The 15,825-nt window shown below is 62.2% G+C and carries 17 protein-coding genes; 4 read left to right on the forward strand and 13 right to left on the reverse strand.

Annotated elements, in window-relative coordinates:
- Positions 1-9: 9 nt before the first annotated feature.
- The 4 genes from HFO71_RS16200 to argH form a co-directional block, all read right to left on the reverse strand.
- Entirely contained in the window at positions 10-2,658 is a 2,649-nt protein-coding gene (locus HFO71_RS16200) for a TIGR02302 family protein (protein ID WP_077977765.1), read from the reverse strand.
- A gap of 165 nt (positions 2,659-2,823) precedes the next feature.
- Complete coding sequence (gene lysA, locus HFO71_RS16205) at positions 2,824-4,092, reverse strand: diaminopimelate decarboxylase (protein ID WP_077977764.1); 1,269 nt, start codon at positions 4,090-4,092, stop codon at positions 2,824-2,826.
- An 11-nt stretch (positions 4,093-4,103) separates the two neighbouring features.
- Entirely contained in the window at positions 4,104-4,316 is a 213-nt protein-coding gene (gene lptM, locus HFO71_RS16210) for an LPS translocon maturation chaperone LptM (RefSeq protein ID WP_077977763.1), read from the reverse strand.
- A 133-nt stretch (positions 4,317-4,449) separates the two neighbouring features.
- Positions 4,450-5,853, reverse strand: a complete 1,404-nt coding sequence (gene argH / locus HFO71_RS16215) for an argininosuccinate lyase (protein ID WP_077977762.1) — start codon at positions 5,851-5,853, stop codon at positions 4,450-4,452.
- Positions 5,854-5,893: 40 nt separating this feature from the next.
- On the opposite strand from argH, the gene tlpA reads away from it, so the two are divergent.
- A complete protein-coding gene (gene tlpA, locus HFO71_RS16220) occupies positions 5,894-6,556 on the forward strand; it encodes a thiol:disulfide interchange protein TlpA (protein ID WP_131661252.1) in 663 nt (220 codons plus the stop codon).
- 12 nt (positions 6,557-6,568) lie between these two features.
- Here tlpA and HFO71_RS16225 read toward each other — a convergent pair whose 3' ends face one another.
- The 7 genes from HFO71_RS16225 to HFO71_RS16255 form a co-directional block, all read right to left on the reverse strand.
- Positions 6,569-7,450: a 3-hydroxybutyryl-CoA dehydrogenase gene (locus tag HFO71_RS16225; protein WP_003543296.1), complete on the reverse strand. Its 882-nt coding sequence runs from the start codon at positions 7,448-7,450 to the stop codon at positions 6,569-6,571.
- A gap of 149 nt (positions 7,451-7,599) precedes the next feature.
- Positions 7,600-8,541 (reverse strand): electron transfer flavoprotein subunit alpha/FixB family protein, encoded by a 942-nt coding sequence (locus tag HFO71_RS16230; RefSeq protein ID WP_221976624.1) that lies wholly within the window; start codon positions 8,539-8,541, stop codon positions 7,600-7,602.
- Between the two features lie 25 nt (positions 8,542-8,566).
- On the reverse strand, positions 8,567-9,316 hold the full coding sequence (locus HFO71_RS16235) for an electron transfer flavoprotein subunit beta/FixA family protein (RefSeq protein ID WP_077976785.1): 750 nt from the start codon (positions 9,314-9,316) through the stop codon (positions 8,567-8,569).
- Between the two features lie 186 nt (positions 9,317-9,502).
- A complete protein-coding gene (locus HFO71_RS16240) occupies positions 9,503-10,288 on the reverse strand; it encodes a rhomboid family intramembrane serine protease (RefSeq protein WP_221970545.1) in 786 nt (261 codons plus the stop codon).
- Positions 10,289-10,321: 33 nt separating this feature from the next.
- A complete protein-coding gene (locus HFO71_RS16245; protein WP_221970547.1) occupies positions 10,322-10,900 on the reverse strand; it encodes a cob(I)yrinic acid a,c-diamide adenosyltransferase in 579 nt (192 codons plus the stop codon).
- A 21-nt stretch (positions 10,901-10,921) separates the two neighbouring features.
- Entirely contained in the window at positions 10,922-11,125 is a 204-nt protein-coding gene (locus HFO71_RS16250) for a twin transmembrane helix small protein (protein WP_020051818.1), read from the reverse strand.
- An 18-nt stretch (positions 11,126-11,143) separates the two neighbouring features.
- Positions 11,144-11,977, reverse strand: coding sequence for an SDR family oxidoreductase (locus HFO71_RS16255; protein ID WP_077977757.1), 834 nt, complete (start codon positions 11,975-11,977; stop codon positions 11,144-11,146).
- Between the two features lie 76 nt (positions 11,978-12,053).
- On the opposite strand from HFO71_RS16255, the gene HFO71_RS16260 reads away from it, so the two are divergent.
- The gene (locus tag HFO71_RS16260; protein ID WP_077977756.1) at positions 12,054-12,977 is read left to right on the forward strand and encodes a YihY/virulence factor BrkB family protein; all 924 of its coding nucleotides are present in this window, start codon (positions 12,054-12,056) and stop codon (positions 12,975-12,977) included.
- Here HFO71_RS16260 and gluQRS read toward each other — a convergent pair.
- Positions 12,942-13,823 carry a tRNA glutamyl-Q(34) synthetase GluQRS gene (gluQRS, locus tag HFO71_RS16265; protein WP_077977755.1) on the reverse strand — a complete coding sequence of 294 codons (882 nt, stop codon included), beginning with the start codon at positions 13,821-13,823 and terminating at the stop codon, positions 12,942-12,944. The two genes, HFO71_RS16260 and gluQRS, sit on opposite strands and share 36 nt — an antisense overlap.
- Here gluQRS and HFO71_RS16270 point away from each other — a divergent pair.
- Entirely contained in the window at positions 13,822-14,514 is a 693-nt protein-coding gene (locus HFO71_RS16270; protein WP_077977754.1) for a DNA-3-methyladenine glycosylase family protein, read from the forward strand. The two genes, gluQRS and HFO71_RS16270, sit on opposite strands and share 2 nt — an antisense overlap.
- A gap of 111 nt (positions 14,515-14,625) precedes the next feature.
- A complete protein-coding gene (locus HFO71_RS16275) occupies positions 14,626-15,183 on the forward strand; it encodes an HNH endonuclease (protein ID WP_020051813.1) in 558 nt (185 codons plus the stop codon).
- Between the two features lie 75 nt (positions 15,184-15,258).
- Here HFO71_RS16275 and HFO71_RS16280 read toward each other — a convergent pair whose 3' ends face one another.
- Positions 15,259-15,774 carry a disulfide bond formation protein B gene (locus HFO71_RS16280; RefSeq protein WP_221970551.1) on the reverse strand — a complete coding sequence of 172 codons (516 nt, stop codon included), beginning with the start codon at positions 15,772-15,774 and terminating at the stop codon, positions 15,259-15,261.
- Positions 15,775-15,825: the final 51 nt, after the last annotated feature.

Here is a 15,825-nt window from a genome sequence, read left to right on the forward strand (position 1 = left end):
GCGGAAGGATTATTGGATGTCCAGCAGCCGCTCGAGATAGCGCCGTTCCATTTCCTGTGGCGGATTGTTGCCGAGTTTCTCGCGGATCGCGTCGAGGATTTCTCGCGCCCGTTGAACGTCGATTTCGTCAGGCACCTTCACGTTATCGCCGAAATCAGGTCCCTGGGTCCGGCGTGGTCGGCCGAGCGGGTCGCGACCGTTCTGGTCGCCCTGGCCCACCTGGCCGTTCGGGCCTTGACCCTGCTGACCCTGCTGCGCCTGCATCATCTGGTTCATCATGTCGCGCGCGCCCTGGCGAAGCGCTTCGAGCGCGCGGCCCTGGCCCTCGACGGCCGGTTGACCGCGGCCCTGGCCGAGTTCACGGCCGGCACCTTCCATTTCGCGTTGCGCTTGGCCGAAGCCCGGGCCGGGCTTCATGCCCATCTCGCCAAGGCTCTTCTGCAATTCGCCGAGCTGCTTGCCGAGCGCATCCTGCTGGGCGCGCAGCTGTTTCAGCGCCTCGCGCAGCTGCTCGGCCGTCATCTGGTCGGAGGGCTGCTGGCCTTCCTTGCCTTGCTGGCCCTGCTGGTCCTGCGGCTCGCCGTTTTCTCCAGGGTTCATCTCGTCGAGCAGCGGATCGTTTTCGCCCATGTCAGTCTCGCCGCGCTGCATGCGGTCCCGGAGTTGCTGGTCGAGCCGGAAGGTCTGTTCCATCAGCTTCTGCTGGTCGCGCAGGATTTCGCCGAGCTTGTCGATCTGCTTGCGGGCTTCGCTGTTTTCCTGACCCTGCTGGCCGCGCTGCGGCCGGCCCGCCTGCAGGTTGTTCATCATCCGCTGCAATTCCGACAGCATCTGCTGGGCCGCGTCACGATTGCCGGAGCGGGCAAGATTCTCGATCTGGTCCATCATCCGTTCCAGATCCTGCTGGCGCAGGGTGTTCTGTGCGTTCTGGTTCGGCTGCATCGGCGCGTTCTGCATGCGCTCTGCAAGTTCGGTCATATAATCCTGCATCGCCTTGCGCAGCTCATCCATCAGCTTCTTAATCTCCGCGTCGGGAGCGTTGCGGTCCAGCGCGTCGGCAAGCTTCTGCTGGGCCTCGCGCAGCTTGCGCTCGGCCAGCGATAGATCGCCGTCCTCCATGCCGAGGGCGATCTCCCACAGATATTGGGCGGTATCCTTCAGCGCATCCTCGCTCTTTGCGAGCTTCATGCGCGCCAGGGCGGATTCGAGCAGCAGATAGTTGGTGAGCTTGGGGATGGTCTCTTCAGGGCGGATGGTCAGCGCCTCGTTCAGCGCGATCGCCTGCGGCATCTTGCGCGTATCGAGCGCGAAGACCTGCCGTTCCTCGGCGACGGCTGCGGCAAGCGGCTCGTTGAAGGGCCGCGACGGCAGCGTCATTTCATGCGGCGGGCTGCGGCCGGTCTGGCCGGCGGCATCCTTGGCGACGAGCGTGATGCGCACGCGCTTGCCGGCAAGCGGATGTTCGGTCAGGTTCCGGCTGGTCACGCCCTTGGCGTCGCGGGCGTTGCGGCGGGGGACATCCAGCCGGTACTCCGGCAGCGGATAGAGCGGCGTTGCCGTCGGGTCTGTTTCGACGGGAACGATCTCCGCATGCGCCTCCTGGACGCCGTAATCGTCCTTAACGGTGAAACCGATTTCAAGCGCGCCGTTGACGCTGGGCTTCGGCAGGCCGTCGAAGGCAATCTCCGGCGCCTTATCGGGGAGAACGTCGAAGCTCCAGCGGCGGCCGTTGACCTCGAGTGCACCGTTCTCCTGGAGCTTCATCATATGCGTCTGCGCGACGAGAGCCTGACTGGCCGGTGCCGCCGTCTGTTGCTCGCTGCCTGATGCCGCCGTTTGTTGCGGTTTGGTATCGGCCTGCACGGCAATATCCTGCGCCTCGCCGTTCGCCTTGCGGAACACGACTTTTTCCGCCGTCTTTCCGCCGCTGACCCGCACAGTGAGGCCTGAAAACTGCGGAATGCCGATCGGCGCCTGCTCGCTGCCATCGGCCGTCAGATAAATTGGCGCGCGGCCGGTATAAGAAGGCGGTGTCACCCAGGCATCGATGCGTACTGCCGGATTGCTGACCACCTGCTCGGGTGCTGCCTGCAACGCGTCGCGGATCGAGCCGCCGTTGATCGACAGCGAATAACCGAAGGCAGTGACAAGCAGCAGCGCCGGGACGGCGCGCAGCGCGAAACGGTCATGCGCGGCGATATCAGGCCGCGGCAGTCCGGCATCGAGCGCTGCGATCTTTTCGGCCATGCGCGTCTGGTGCTCGCGCCAGAGCGCCCGGCCGAAGGGGGTATCGAAGGCCGGCTCGTCTTCCTGGACGGTGACCGGCTGGTGCGGCAGGCCGTTGCGCTCTTCCAGCATGCGGTCGGCTTCTGCGACCCTCGGCCAGCGCAGGGTGCGGAAGGGGAGGAGCGAAACCAGAAAAGCGGCGGCAAAGGCAATCAGCAGCAGGATGCGCAGCCAGTCCGGCACGCTGCGGAAGAGGCCGAACCAGGAAGCGCAGAGATAAAAGGCGATGACGGACAGTACCGGCATCAAAGGCGGCAGCAGCTGCTCGAAAAAGAGCACGATGCGCGCCAGCAGGCGTTTCGTCGTCACCAGCCGGGCAAGCGACGGACGGAACGCAAATGCACCTTTCTTCTGCCGAGAGGGGCTTTTCATCGGTCCGGTCTCCGCGATCTGGCGTTCTGGAACAGAGGGCGCTTCCGGCGATTGCAGGGCAATACGCTCATGAACGAAAGGATAACACTCTTTGTGGCGAAGGCGAGGGCGAGCGGCCGGTATTACCGGCTTTTCACGTTAATTCGCCAAAAAGTGATGGCTTGTTCAGTCGAGCCAGGCCGGAACGGAGTCAAGGCTGATCAGTTCGGCATAGGTTCTGCGCGGGCGAATCGTATGGAAATCGCTGCCCCTGACCAGAACTTCGGGCACCAACAAGCGGCTGTTGTAAGTGCCTGCCTGGACCGCGCCGTAGGCGCCCGCAGTGCTGACCGCCATCAGGTCGCCGGGCTTCGGCATCGCCATCTCGCGGTCAAGTGCCAGATAATCGCCGGTCTCGCAGACGGGGCCGACGACATCGGCGCGGATGCGAGGCGCGTTGGCCGCCGAAATCGTTACCGGGCGGATTTCGTGATAGGCCTCGTAAAGCGTCGGGCGGATGAGATCGTTCATCGCGCCGTCGACGATGACGAAGGTCTTTTCGCCGCCATCCTTCACATAGAGGACTTCGGTCACGAGGATGCCGGCATTGCCGACGATCAGGCGACCGGGTTCGGTGATGATCTTGCAGTCCAGGCCGCGCAGCTGGTTCTTGACGATTGCCGCATAGGCATCCGGCAGTGGCGGCGGATTGTTGTCGTCCTTGTAGGGGATGCCGAGGCCGCCGCCGATATCGACGTGATGGATAGTGTGGCCATCGGCGCGGAGCGTCGCGACAAGGTCGTGCAGCAGTTTGAAGGCGTCGTCGAAAGGCTGCAGCTCGGTGATCTGGCTGCCGATATGCATGTCGATGCCGGTGACCTCGATGCCGGGCAGCTTGGCGGCATGGGCATAGATGGCGCGGGCGCGCTCCCAGGAGATGCCGAACTTGTTTTCCTTCTTGCCGGTAGAGATCTTGGAATGCGTCTTCGCATCGACATCCGGGTTGATACGGAAGGAGACCGGCGCTTTCTTGCTCACGCTGACGGCGCGCTGGTTGAGGATCTCGAGCTCGGGCTCGGATTCGACGTTGAAGCAGTAGATGCCGGCTTCAAGGGCGAAATCCATCTCGGACGGCGTCTTGCCGACACCTGAGAACATGATGCGGTCTGGCGGAATGCCGGCGGCAAGCGCGCGGCGCAGCTCGCCCTCCGAGACGACGTCGATACCGGCGCCGAGGCGGCCCAGTGTCTTCAGCACCGCCTGGTTCGAATTCGCCTTCATCGCATAGCAGACCATGGAGTCCATGTCGGCGAAAGCTTCCGAAAAGACGCGGTAGTGGCGCTCCAGCGTTGCGGTGGAATAGACGTAGAACGGCGTGCCGACTGCCTTGGCGATCTCGGGAACGGGGACGTTCTCCGCATGAAGGACGCCGTCACGGTATTCGAAATGATTCACGGGTTTATGCCTTAAAGAAGGGGATCGAGAAGGAAGGGCTTGTCGACGGTTCCCGGCTGTTTCGTCGGCTTGGAAACGTCGCCTCCCTTGCTTGCCGCAGCGCTCGGCGGATCGAGGTCGCCCTTGCGCCCGCATCCGGCAGCGGCAAGGCCGATGACGGCGAAAACCGCCGTCAGGCGGACGAGGTGCGGCAAGCTCTTCATGGATATCCTCTTCTGCGGCATTTGATGGCATCATTCATATCGAACGATGGACATCTTCATAGCGAAGTTTATCCGCCTTGTGCACCCTGATTGTTGGCGGTCTTTGCGCACCCCGCAGAAGGGCGCGGCGGCTTTTCGCCACGCCTGGTATCTCTTAGTTGCGGGCGCGCCAGAAGGCGATCTGCCTGCGCACTTCGGACGGTGCCGTGCCGCCGAAGCTCTTGCGGCTGGCGACCGAGGCCTCGACGGTCAGCACGTCGTAGACCTTGTCGGTGATGTCGGCATGGATCGACTGCAGATCGGCGAGTGGTAGCTCGGCAAGGTCGCATCCCTTGCTTTCGGCAAGTGCTACGGCCCGGCCGGTGACGTGATGGGCGTCGCGGAAGGGGAGGCCCGCTTCGCGCACCAGCCAGTCGGCAAGATCGGTCGCCGTCGAATAGCCGGAGCCGGCCGCCGCCTTCATGCGCGCGGTGTTGACGGTCATGTCGCGCACCATGCCGGTCATGGCGGCAATTGCCAGTTCCAGGCTCTCGGCGGCGTCGAAGACCTGTTCCTTGTCTTCCTGCATGTCCTTGGAATAGGCGAGCGGCAGGCCCTTCATGATCGTCAGCAGCGCCACCAGCGAGCCGTTGATCCGGCCGGTCTTGGCGCGCACCAGTTCGGCGGCATCCGGGTTCTTCTTCTGCGGCATGATCGACGAGCCGGTCGAGAAGGCGTCGGAGAGGCGCACGAAACCGAATTGCGGGGTCGACCAGATGACGATCTCTTCTGCCAGACGCGACAGGTGCATGCCCGCAATCGCTGCGATCGACAGGAATTCGATGGCGAAATCGCGGTCGGAAACCGTATCGATGGAGTTGCGGGTCGGCTCGCGGAAACCGAGCGCCTTGGCCGTCATGTGGCGGTCGATCGGATAGCCGGTGCCGGCAAGTGCGGCGGCACCGATCGGGCTTTCATCCAGATGCTCGATGGCGTGGCGCGCGCGCGCGCGATCGCGGCCGAACATTTCGACATAGGCCATGCAGTGATGGCCGAAGGTAACGGGCTGGGCGGTCTGCAGATGGGTGAAGCCCGGCATGACGCTTTCGGCATGCTCTTCGGCGCGATCGAGGAAGGCCGCGATCAGGCCGGTCAGCATCCGCTCGGTCTTCTCAAGCTCTTCCTTTACCCAGAGACGGAAATCGAGCGCCACCTGATCGTTGCGCGAGCGGGCGGTGTGCAGGCGGCCGGCCGTCGGGCCGATCAGCGTCGCCAGGCGTGCTTCGATATTCATATGGATGTCTTCGAGCTGACGCGAGAATTCGAAATTGCCGCTTTCGATTTCTGACAGGATCGTGTTTAGCCCGTGAACGATCTTGTCCTTATCGTCAGTGGAAATGATCTCCTGATGGGCGAGCATCGTCGCATGGGCAATCGAACCGCGGATATCCTGCGCGAATAGCTTCTTGTCGAAACCGATCGAGGCATTTATCTCCTCCATGATCGCGTCCGGGCCGGAGGCGAAGCGACCGCCCCACATCTGGTTGGAGGATTTGGTGTCCGTGGTGTCGTCGGCCATGAAGGTGTCCGCCTTGAGGATGCATGTCCAGGAGAATGAAATGACGACAAGAAAACCCCTCGGGCTGCCATCCCTGAGATGGATCGCGATGGCCGCCGTTGCGGGTGTCGTTGCCGGTGCGGCAGCGGTATACGTGAAGGAGGCGGGGATTGGCAATGGCGGCGGTGAAACGGCATCGGCCGAATGCAAGCTCGCCAAAGACCGCATTGCCGGCATTACGCCGCTGATGAAGGGCCAGGTGGCCGCCATGGTCGCCGCCACTGAACCGCGCAAGTTGACCGCTGTTTCTTTCAACGGGCCGGACGGCAGGCCGCTGACGCTCGACCATTTCGCCGGCAAGACCGTGCTTCTCAATCTTTGGGCGACATGGTGCGTTCCCTGCCGCGAGGAGATGCCGGCGCTGAATGCGCTCGAGAAGGAGATGGGCAGCGACAAGTTCCAGGTGGTGCCGGTCAATATCGATAGTGGCGACGACGAGAAGCCAAAGACCTTCCTCACGGAGATCGGCGTCGATGCGCTGCAGCTCTATCGCGACAATACGATTTCGGTGTTCAACAGCCTGAAGAAAGAGGGCCTCGCCATGGGACTACCGGTGACGCTGTTGATCGACGACAAGGGATGCCTGATTTCGGCGATGAACGGGCCGGCTGCCTGGGACAGCGAGGATGCCAAAGCACTGATCAAGGGCGCGATCGGATCGTAGACCCGCGAGCGTTTACCGCGTCGGGACAGGCACTTCACCGCGATAGTCATAGAAGCCGCGGCCGGACTTGCGTCCGAGCCAGCCGGCTTCGACATATTTCACCAGCAGCGGGCAGGGACGATATTTGGAGTCCGCCAGGCCGTCATGCAGCACCTGCATGATCGAGAGGCAGGTGTCGAGGCCGATGAAATCGGCAAGCTGCAGCGGTCCCATCGGATGGTTGGCGCCGAGCTTCATCGCCGTATCGATGGCGTCGACCGTGCCGACGCCTTCATAGAGCGTGTAGATCGCTTCGTTGATCATCGGCAGCAGGATGCGGTTGACGATGAAGGCCGGGAAATCCTCGGCGACGGTGATTGTCTTTTCCAGCGTGCCGACGAATTCCTTGGCGGCGGAAAAGGTCTTCTCGTCGGTGGCGATGCCGCGCACCAGTTCGACCAGCTTCATGACAGGCACCGGGTTCATGAAATGTATGCCCATGAAGCGCTCGGGGCGGTCGGTGGCGGCAGCAAGCCGGGTGATGGACAGGGAAGAGGTGTTGGTGGCAAGCAGTGCTTCCGGCTTCAGGACCGGACAGACCTGGGTGTAGATCTTGCGCTTGACCGTTTCATCCTCGGTGGCGGCCTCGATGACGAGATCGGAGGGGGCGAGATCGTTGACATCGGACGAGCCTGTGATGAGCGACAAGGTCGACTTTCGTTCCTCTTCGGTCATCTTGCCGTTCGTCACCAGGCGGGCCAGGTTGCCGTTGATGGTGGCAAGGCCGGATTCAATGCGGTCCTGCGAGAGATCGTAAATGTGAACCCTGTAACCTGCGGCGGCCGAAACATGCGCGATGCCGCAGCCCATCTGGCCGGCACCAATAATACCAATATTCTTCAACACCGCATTCATCTCCAAACCCCCCGCACGGCATTCGCCCCCGCGCCGCCGCATTTTTCTAGCAATACTGCCGGACGAAGGATCGCCCGGCAGCAGTAGTAGCCCGATAAAAGATAATTTTCCAGTCATTCGCACGTGCGAAAGAAAAGCATTTGACGCGGTCAGAGCGCCTTTTGCAATTCCGGCAAGGCGTCGAAGAGATCGGCGACCAATCCATAGTCGGCGACCTGGAAGATCGGCGCCTCCTCGTCCTTGTTGATGGCGACGATGACCTTCGAATCCTTCATGCCGGCCAGATGCTGAATGGCGCCTGAAATGCCGCAGGCAATGTAAAGCTGCGGCGCCACCACCTTGCCGGTCTGGCCGACCTGCCAGTCGTTCGGCGCGTAACCGGCGTCGACGGCGGCTCTGGAAGCGCCAACGGCGGCCCCGAGCTTATCGGCAAGCGGCAGGATGACCTCCCTGAATTTTTCCGCCGAGCCGAGCGCCCGGCCGCCAGAGATGATGATCTTGGCAGAGGTCAGCTCCGGCCGGTCGGAGGCCGACAGCGCATCGCCGACGAAGGTCGAAAGCCCCGGATCGGAAACCGCCGGGATTGCCTCGATCGTTGCCGAACCTCCCTCCGGTGCGGAGGCGAAGGATGCGGTGCGCACGGTGATGACCTTCTTGGCATCGCTCGCCTGTACCGTCTGAATGGCGTTGCCGGCATAGATCGGCCGCTTGAAGGTGTTTGAGGAAATTACCTCGATGATCTCGGAGACTTGAGCGACATCGAGCAGGGCAGCGACGCGCGGCAGCACGTTCTTGCCGACCGAGGTGGCGGCAGACAGGATCGTGTCGTAGCTGCCGGCCAGCGAGACGATCAGGTCGGCGAGCGGTTCGGCCAGATTGTTGGCGAGGTCGTCGCTTTCGGCCAGCAGCACCTTGGAGACGCCGGCAAGTTTTGCCGCCTGTTCGGCAGCGGGCTTGGCAGCCTTGCCGGCAACGAGCACATGAATATCGCTTGCCTGTTCCTTGGCGATCTTTGCGGCTGCCGTCAGCGCCTTGGCGGTCTGGTCGGACAGGCTGGCATTGTCGTGGTCAGCCAGAAGAAGAATGGTCATGATGATGGCTCCTGTTCCAAGCTGATTACAGCACGCCGGCTTCGTTTTTGAGCTTGTCGATCAGTTCGGCGACCGACTTGACCTTGACGCCGGCCTTGCGGCCCGACGGCTCCTCGGTCTTCAACACCTTGAGGCGCGGCGTTGTGTCGACACCGAAATCGCTTGGCGTCTTCTTGTCGAGCGGCTTCTTCTTCGCCTTCATGATATTAGGCAACGAGGCATAGCGCGGTTCGTTCAAGCGCAGATCGGTGGTCACAACAGCCGGCAGCTTGATCTCGATCGTCTGCAGGCCGCCATCGACTTCGCGGGTGACGGTTGCTTTGCCATCGCCGATCTCGATCTTCGAGGCGAAGGTCGCCTGGGCAACTCCCATCAACGCCGCCAGCATCTGGCCGGTCTGGTTGCTGTCGTCATCGATCGCCTGCTTGCCTGATATGATCAGCCCCGGCTGTTCGGCATCGGCGACAGCCTTCAAGATCTTGGCAACCGTGAGCGGCTCGACTTGATCGTCGGTCTCGATGAGGATCGCCCGGTCTGCACCCATCGCAAGGGCGGTCCTCAGCGTCTCCTCGGCCTTGGCCGGACCGATCGAGACGACCACCACTTCCTCGCACTTGCCGGCTTCCTTCAGCCGCAGCGCCTCTTCCACCGAGATCTCGTCGAACGGGTTCATCGACATCTTCACATTGGCAAGCTCGACACCCGTGCCGTCCGGCTTCACCCGGATCTTCACGTTGTAATCGACAACCCGTTTGACTGGGACGAGTATCTTCATGGGGTCCTTCCTTCAGGAGAAACTGGCTTCAGAGACTTTTTTAGAAAATGCGCGCTCGAGCGCCGCTCCGATTGTCGAATGGCGACATGGATACGCGCTTTTCCTCCAAATTCAACGCTTCCATGACGCCGCCGGCGATTTGCCTCGGCAATATATGGACGTTTACGTTCACGTCAATATCGTTGCTTAGCGTCGGCCCCAGGGAAAGCGCTGCGCGGTTCGCCCGTCCGTGCCGGCCGCGATGGCCTGGCCAGCGCCCGGGTCGTTTCTGACGGCGCGGGGCGTGACGATCTGCCGGTCGAAGAGCGGCACACCAGGCCGGCGCAACGCCAGGATCAGCAAAGCCCCGGCAAGGATGCCGCCGACATGCGCACCCCAGGAAACGTCGCCGTCAGGTGCGATCGCCAGCATGAAGAACTGCTGCCCGATCCACAAAAGCAGCGGCACGAAGGCTGGCAGGGGCAGCGGCACGCGGAAAAACACCAGCACCCATACCCGCACGCGCGGATGCAGCATGACATAGGCGGCAACGACGCCGGAGACCGCCCCCGATGCGCCGACCAGCGGCGCTTCCGAGGTCATCATCAGCAGGCCGTGGCAGAGCGCGCCGGCGGCCGCGCAAACGAAATAGAAGATCAGGAAGCGCAGATGCCCCATCGCATCCTCGACATTATCGCCGAAGACCCAGAGGAAGATCATGTTGCCGGCCAGATGCCAAAAGCCGGTATGGACGAAGGCATAGGTGAGGTAGGTCAGCGGCTCCGGCACGATTTCGAGTCCCTGCGCCAGCACCGCGTGGCCGAAGGCGACTGCCGGGATGTAGCCGAGCCCGACGGTCGTCGCCTGGGCCGCATGCTCGCTCTCCAGGCTGGTCAATAGCCAGACCGCGAAGTTCAGCGCCATCAGTGCGAGCGTTACCCACTGAACCTTGATATGTTTCAGCGTATTGGCATCGTGAAGAGGTATGAACATAAAGGCCCCTCGGCGATCGTGATCGCGACAAGCCTATCTGTTTTTTCCCGGAACCCAAAGCACATCCGCATGGCCCCGGTCATTTGCATGACGTGCCGCGACGAAGAGGAAATCGGAGAGCCGGTTGACATATTTCATCGCCGGCTCGCCGACAATTTCGCCGTCGGTGCGGGCAAGCGCCACCATCAAACGCTCGGCGCGCCGCGCAATCGTGCGGGCAAGATGCAGATGCGCGGCAGCCGGGCTGCCGCCTGGCAGGATGAAGGATTTCAGCGGCTCCAGGCCGGCGTTCAACCGGTCGATATCACGCTCGACGCGGTCGACTTGCGTCTCGGCGATCCGCAGCGGCTCATAGGCCGGCGGCTCACCAGTGTCAGGGGTGGCGAGATCGGCGCCGAGGTCGAAGAGGTCGTTCTGGATAGACATCAGCATGGCGTCGAGTTCAGGCAGGCCGGCCGTGTGCAGCCGCGCCATGCCGATCGCGGAATTGGCCTCGTCGATCGTGCCGTAGGCCTCGACGCGCAGATCGTCTTTCAGCCGGCGCGGGCCGGACACCAGCCCGGTCGTGCCGTCATCGCCTGTTTTCGTGTAGATCTTGTTGAGCTTGACCACGGTTTCCCCCTTGAAGTTCGATCAGGTCGGGCGGCCCCCGCCGGTGATCCAGAGCGTCACCATGATCAGGATGACGGCGATCGCCTGCAACAGCACACGAAGCTGCATCAGCTTGTTGGAACGGTTGGGATCGCCGCCCTTCATCATGTTGAAGAGGCCGCGGATCAGGACGAGGGCGACGACGCCCATGACAATAATCGCGAGGATATAGGTGACCGTGGACATGGCGTTCAGCTTTCTCAGTCAGTCCGTCCAGCGCATCAGGCGGTAGAAGAGGTCTGCCGGAAGCAGCCGCTTCAGGAACATGCCCTGCTTAGCCGGAGTCGTTACGGGATAATGTGGCCTCGGATTTGTCGAGTTCAATGCGTGTTTCAATACGGAATAGACCGCTTCCGGGCCGAGTTTATGGCGGTTGACCGGCCCCGATCCGTCGAGTCTCGCCAATTGCCTGATGTAATCGACCGCGTGCGGCGAATTCTCGAGGTCGATATGTTCCTTGATCTTTGCCAGCGCATTGGCGGTAAAACGTGTGGCGATCGGACCCGGCTCGATCAGGCTCACATGGATGCCGCTGCCCTGCAGCTCCATTCGCAGGGTGATGCTAAGGCCTTCGAGCGCGAATTTGGACGCGGTGTAGGCGCCGCGATAGCGATAGGGAACGACGCCAAGGATTGACGAGCATTGCACGATCCGCCCTTGGCCACGTTTGCGCATCGGCGGAATGACCTGCCGCGTCAGCTCATGCCAGCCGAAGAAATTCGCCTCGAACTGCGCGCGCAGCGTTGCTGTCGACAGATCCTCGACGGCGCCCGGCTGGCCATAGGCGCCGTTATTGAAGAGTGCGTCGATGCGACCGCCGCTGCGTTCCAGAACCGCGCCGACCATGTCGGAAATCGTCTCGGTCCTGGCATAGTCCATCAGGAAGGCCTCGATGCCCTCGGTTTCCAGCCCCGGCAAATCTTCCGGCTTGCGCACCGTCGCGAAGACACGCCAGCCATCGGCTTTCAGCGACCGCGCGCAATGAGCGCCGATACCGGACGAACATCCGGTCACGACGATGGTGCGCTCTCCCGCCATGGAATGATTCCTGTACAAAATGGGACTCGTTTCCCATATTCGGCCAGAGGATACAATCTGGAAAGCCGGAGACGGAATGCCGAAGGTGCTGCGCACGATCTATGACGTGGTCTATGACGCGATCTGTCATATGGTCGAGGACGACGGCTTTGCGATGGCAAGCCATGTGGCGCTGTCGAGCCTGCTTGCGGTTTTCCCCTTCCTGATCTTCGGCACGGCGCTCGCAAGCTTCCTTGGCGCCGATCAATTTTCCTCGACGGCCATCCATCTGATCTTCGACACCTGGCCCGAGGCGATCGCCAAACCGCTCGCCGACCAGGTGCTGCAGGTGCTGACCATTCCGCGCGGCGGGCTGCTGACGATCTCGGTGCTGGCCGCCGCTTATTTCGCCTCGAACGGTGTCGAGGCGCTGCGCATCTCGCTCAACCGCGCCTACCGGGTACAGGAAACACGGGCCTGGTATTTCACGCGTCTCGCCAGCCTCGGCTACGTGCTGATCGCGGTCATCATCTTCACGGCGATCAGCATCCTGCTGGTCGCCCTGCCGCTGGCGCTCGATTATTCGAGGAGATGGTTCCCGCTGTTCGCCGATACGCTCGACATCGTTTTCAGCTGGCGCATCTACGGCACGCTGGTGGTTCTGACCGTCGGACTGCTGGTCATGCATCTGTGGTTGCCGGCCGGCAAGCGGCGGGTCTTCGACGTCATTCCGGGCGTGCTGCTGACGCTGCTTCTCTGGCTCGCCGGAGCGCTGATCTTTGCCTATTATCTCGCGACCTTCGCCAATTATACGGCAACCTATGCCGGTCTCGCCTCGGTCATGATCGTGCTGATCTTCCTCTACATGGTCGGCGTCATCTTCATCATCGGGGCGGAGATCAATGCAGCGCTGATCAAGTTCCGCGTCTTCCGGATGTTTTCGCACACGCTTTCGATCGTCGGCAGAGAGCGTGTCGAAAGGCAATCAGAGCCCGACAAGACGGCGAATATCCGCCCCTGACATGCCCTGGGCGCGCAATTCGCCAAGCCCGGTGTCACCTTGGCTTTTCGAAAGCTTGCGGCCATCCGCGCCGAGAATGAGACGATGATGGTGATAGACCGGCTGCGGCAGGCCAAGCAGCACCTGCAACAGCCGGTGCACCGATGTGGCGTGGAAGAGGTCGAGCCCACGCACGACATGGGTGACGCCCTGCAGCGCATCGTCGACGACCACGGAAAGATGATAGCTCGATGGCGCATCCGAGCGGGACAGGATGACGTCGCCCCAGACGTCGGGCTCGGCGGCGATCTCGCCTGTCCTGCCGTCGCCGGTTTCCGTCCAGAACAGCAGTTCGCCGATCAGGTCGAGCGCTTTGCGCATGTCGAGCCGCCAGGCATGTTTCTTCCCCGAGGTCAGCATGTCCCGCCATTCGTCTGCCGGACGCTCACGATCACTTGCGGGATAGTGCGGGGCGCCGTCGGGATCGCGCGGCCAGGATTCACCCGCCGCCTCGTAGGCGACGACGCGCGCCTTCACCTCGCCGCGCGTCAGAAAAGCTGGATAGACCAGCCCGCGCTCGATCAGAGCGTGCAACGCCGCCTGATATTCGGGAAAATGTTCCGACTGGCGCCGCACCGGGCTTTCCCAGCTGATATCAAGCCATTCGAGATCCCTCAGGATGCCGGCCTCGAACTCGGGCGTGCAGCGGGTCTGGTCGATATCCTCGATGCGCAGCAGCAGGCGGCCTTGTTCGGCCTCTGCCATGTCGCGGTTCAGAAGGGCCGAGAGGGCATGGCCGAGATGCAACGGTCCGTTGGGACTCGGCGCAAAACGAAAGACAGGTTTTTGACGCTCACTCGTGGTCATGCTTTCTTCTGCCATGGATTCGGCTTTTGAACCACTGCGAGGCAATGTGCAGATCATCCGCAACGACGATGACGTCAGGCAGGGGCTCGAAGCGCTGCTTCGCCTCGATCCGCGTCTTGTGCCGATCGTCGCCGACGCTGGACCCATTCCGCTGCGATTGCGCGAGCCAGGCTTTGCCGGTCTTGCCCATATCATCGTCTCGCAGATGGTATCGCGCGCCAGCGCCGAGGCGATCTGGCGGCGCATGCTGCCGGCGGACGGTTCGCTGACGGCCGAAGGCTACGCACTGCTTCACGCCGAGGCGTGGCGCGAATTCGGTCTGTCGCGCGCCAAGGCCGAGACGCTGTCGCGGATTGCCGAAGCGGTCGCTTCCGGCCGTCTCGATCTCTCCGGGCTCTGCCTGAAGCCGCCGGCCGAGGCGCTTGGCGAACTGACCGCGCTGAAGGGTGTCGGGCCGTGGACGGCAGAGGTCTATCTGATGTTTTGCGGCGGTCATGCCGATGTTTTCCCGGCCGGCGATGTCGCGCTGCAGAATGCCGTCGGGACCGCATTCAGTCTTGCCGCACGGCCGCAGGCGAAGATGCTTGCTGAGCTTTCGGCAGTCTGGTCGCCGTGGCGCTCGGTGGCGGCACGGCTTTTCTGGGCCTACTACGCCACGAAGGTGCGCCGTGACGTGGTGCCGATCGGCTGATCGGCAACACTCTTCAAAATGCCTTTATCCTCTGAATTTATTGGACTTCACAATCCTGTAACAACCGGCCTAATATACAGGTGCAGATGCCGAATCGATCAGGAGAGTCCCTTGACGATTGCAGTCTCCCCACAGGCCCTGCCGGCGCTCGTCCTGAACGCTGACTACCGGCCACTGAGTTATTACCCCTTGTCGTTGTGGTCCTGGCAGGACGCGATCAAGGCGGTATTTCTCGACCGTGTGAACATCATTGCAGAATATGAACATTCGGTTTCCTCGCCGAGCTTTTCGATGCGGCTTCCGAGCGTCGTGTGCCTGAAGACTTACGTCCAGCCCTCCCGCAATCCCGCTTTCACCCGGTTCAACGTCTTCCTGCGCGACCGGTTCGAATGCCAGTATTGCGGCGCCCATGACGACCTGACCTTCGACCACGTCATCCCGCGCGCCCATGGCGGCGAGACGACCTGGGAGAATGTCGTGGCAGCCTGTTCGCCCTGCAATCTGCGCAAGGGCAGCAAACTTCCGAAGCAGGCAGCCATGTTTCCGGCGCAGAAGCCGTACCAGCCGACGGTGCAGGATCTGCACAATAACGGCCGTCTGTTCCCGCCGAACTATCTGCATGAAAGCTGGCTCGACTATCTCTATTGGGATACCGAACTGCAGCCCTGATCGAACGGCCTGCAGCGCCGCGCGTCCTTTCAGAGGCGCAAAGGACGCTGCAGCCCATTCGAATGCTGCATAATTTTACGAGGCGGCCTTGCGAACGCCGACAAAGGCGAAGGCTGCGAGCAGGATTCCGGCAATCACGTTCCAGCCCGCAAAAGACAGGCCGACCACGCGCAGCGCCGCATCGGTGCAGGACGGGCCCTTGATGGTGTTGAGCTCACCAAGCAGATCGCCGGCATTGGTCGTCATGCTGCTTGCCGTCGTCGAGCAGGTGGCCGGGCCCGGCCAGAAGTGCCATTCGACACCGGCGTGATAAACACCCATGCCTGCCGTCACCAGCATCAGGATGCCGGCGGCGAGAATGAGCGCCCGGGTGATCCAGTTCGGCAGGCCGACGAGCTCGGAGATTGCGGCCAGGATCGCGATCGGGATAGCGTAATAATAGGGCTGCCGCTGCAACAGGCAGAGCGCACAGGGAATATAGCCGCCGATATACTGGAAGCCGAGCGCCGTGCCGACGGCCGCCGCCATGCCGGTGGCGAGCAACATGGAATAGACAAAGCCGGGGCGGGCGAGCGGCGAGGAAATAGTCATGGCGGAGCTCCGCGAGTTTAGTAGAGCATGAGATGCGGATTGATTTTAGGC

This window comes from Rhizobium laguerreae (assembly GCF_019778565.1).
Lineage (GTDB): Bacteria > Pseudomonadota > Alphaproteobacteria > Rhizobiales > Rhizobiaceae > Rhizobium > Rhizobium laguerreae.

Bases quoted from the DNA above. Each gene is read 5' to 3' on its own strand.
- HFO71_RS16200 (WP_077977765.1), bottom strand. From the start codon at position 2,658: ATGAAAAGCCCCTCTCGGCAGAAGAAAGGTGCATTTGCGTTCCGTCCG.
- lptM (WP_077977763.1), bottom strand. From the start codon at position 4,316: ATGCCGCAGAAGAGGATATCCATGAAGAGCTTGCCGCACCTCGTCCGC.
- argH (WP_077977762.1), bottom strand. From the start codon at position 5,853: ATGGCCGACGACACCACGGACACCAAATCCTCCAACCAGATGTGGGGC.
- tlpA (WP_131661252.1), top strand. From the start codon at position 5,894: ATGACGACAAGAAAACCCCTCGGGCTGCCATCCCTGAGATGGATCGCG.
- HFO71_RS16225 (WP_003543296.1), bottom strand. From the start codon at position 7,450: ATGAATGCGGTGTTGAAGAATATTGGTATTATTGGTGCCGGCCAGATG.
- HFO71_RS16230 (WP_221976624.1), bottom strand. From the start codon at position 8,541: ATGACCATTCTTCTTCTGGCTGACCACGACAATGCCAGCCTGTCCGAC.
- HFO71_RS16235 (WP_077976785.1), bottom strand. From the start codon at position 9,316: ATGAAGATACTCGTCCCAGTCAAACGGGTTGTCGATTACAACGTGAAG.
- HFO71_RS16240 (WP_221970545.1), bottom strand. From the start codon at position 10,288: ATGTTCATACCTCTTCACGATGCCAATACGCTGAAACATATCAAGGTT.
- HFO71_RS16250 (WP_020051818.1), bottom strand. From the start codon at position 11,125: ATGTCCACGGTCACCTATATCCTCGCGATTATTGTCATGGGCGTCGTC.
- HFO71_RS16255 (WP_077977757.1), bottom strand. From the start codon at position 11,977: ATGGCGGGAGAGCGCACCATCGTCGTGACCGGATGTTCGTCCGGTATC.
- HFO71_RS16260 (WP_077977756.1), top strand. From the start codon at position 12,054: ATGCCGAAGGTGCTGCGCACGATCTATGACGTGGTCTATGACGCGATC.
- HFO71_RS16270 (WP_077977754.1), top strand. From the start codon at position 13,822: ATGCTTTCTTCTGCCATGGATTCGGCTTTTGAACCACTGCGAGGCAAT.
- gluQRS (WP_077977755.1), bottom strand. From the start codon at position 13,823: ATGACCACGAGTGAGCGTCAAAAACCTGTCTTTCGTTTTGCGCCGAGT.
- HFO71_RS16280 (WP_221970551.1), bottom strand. From the start codon at position 15,774: ATGACTATTTCCTCGCCGCTCGCCCGCCCCGGCTTTGTCTATTCCATG.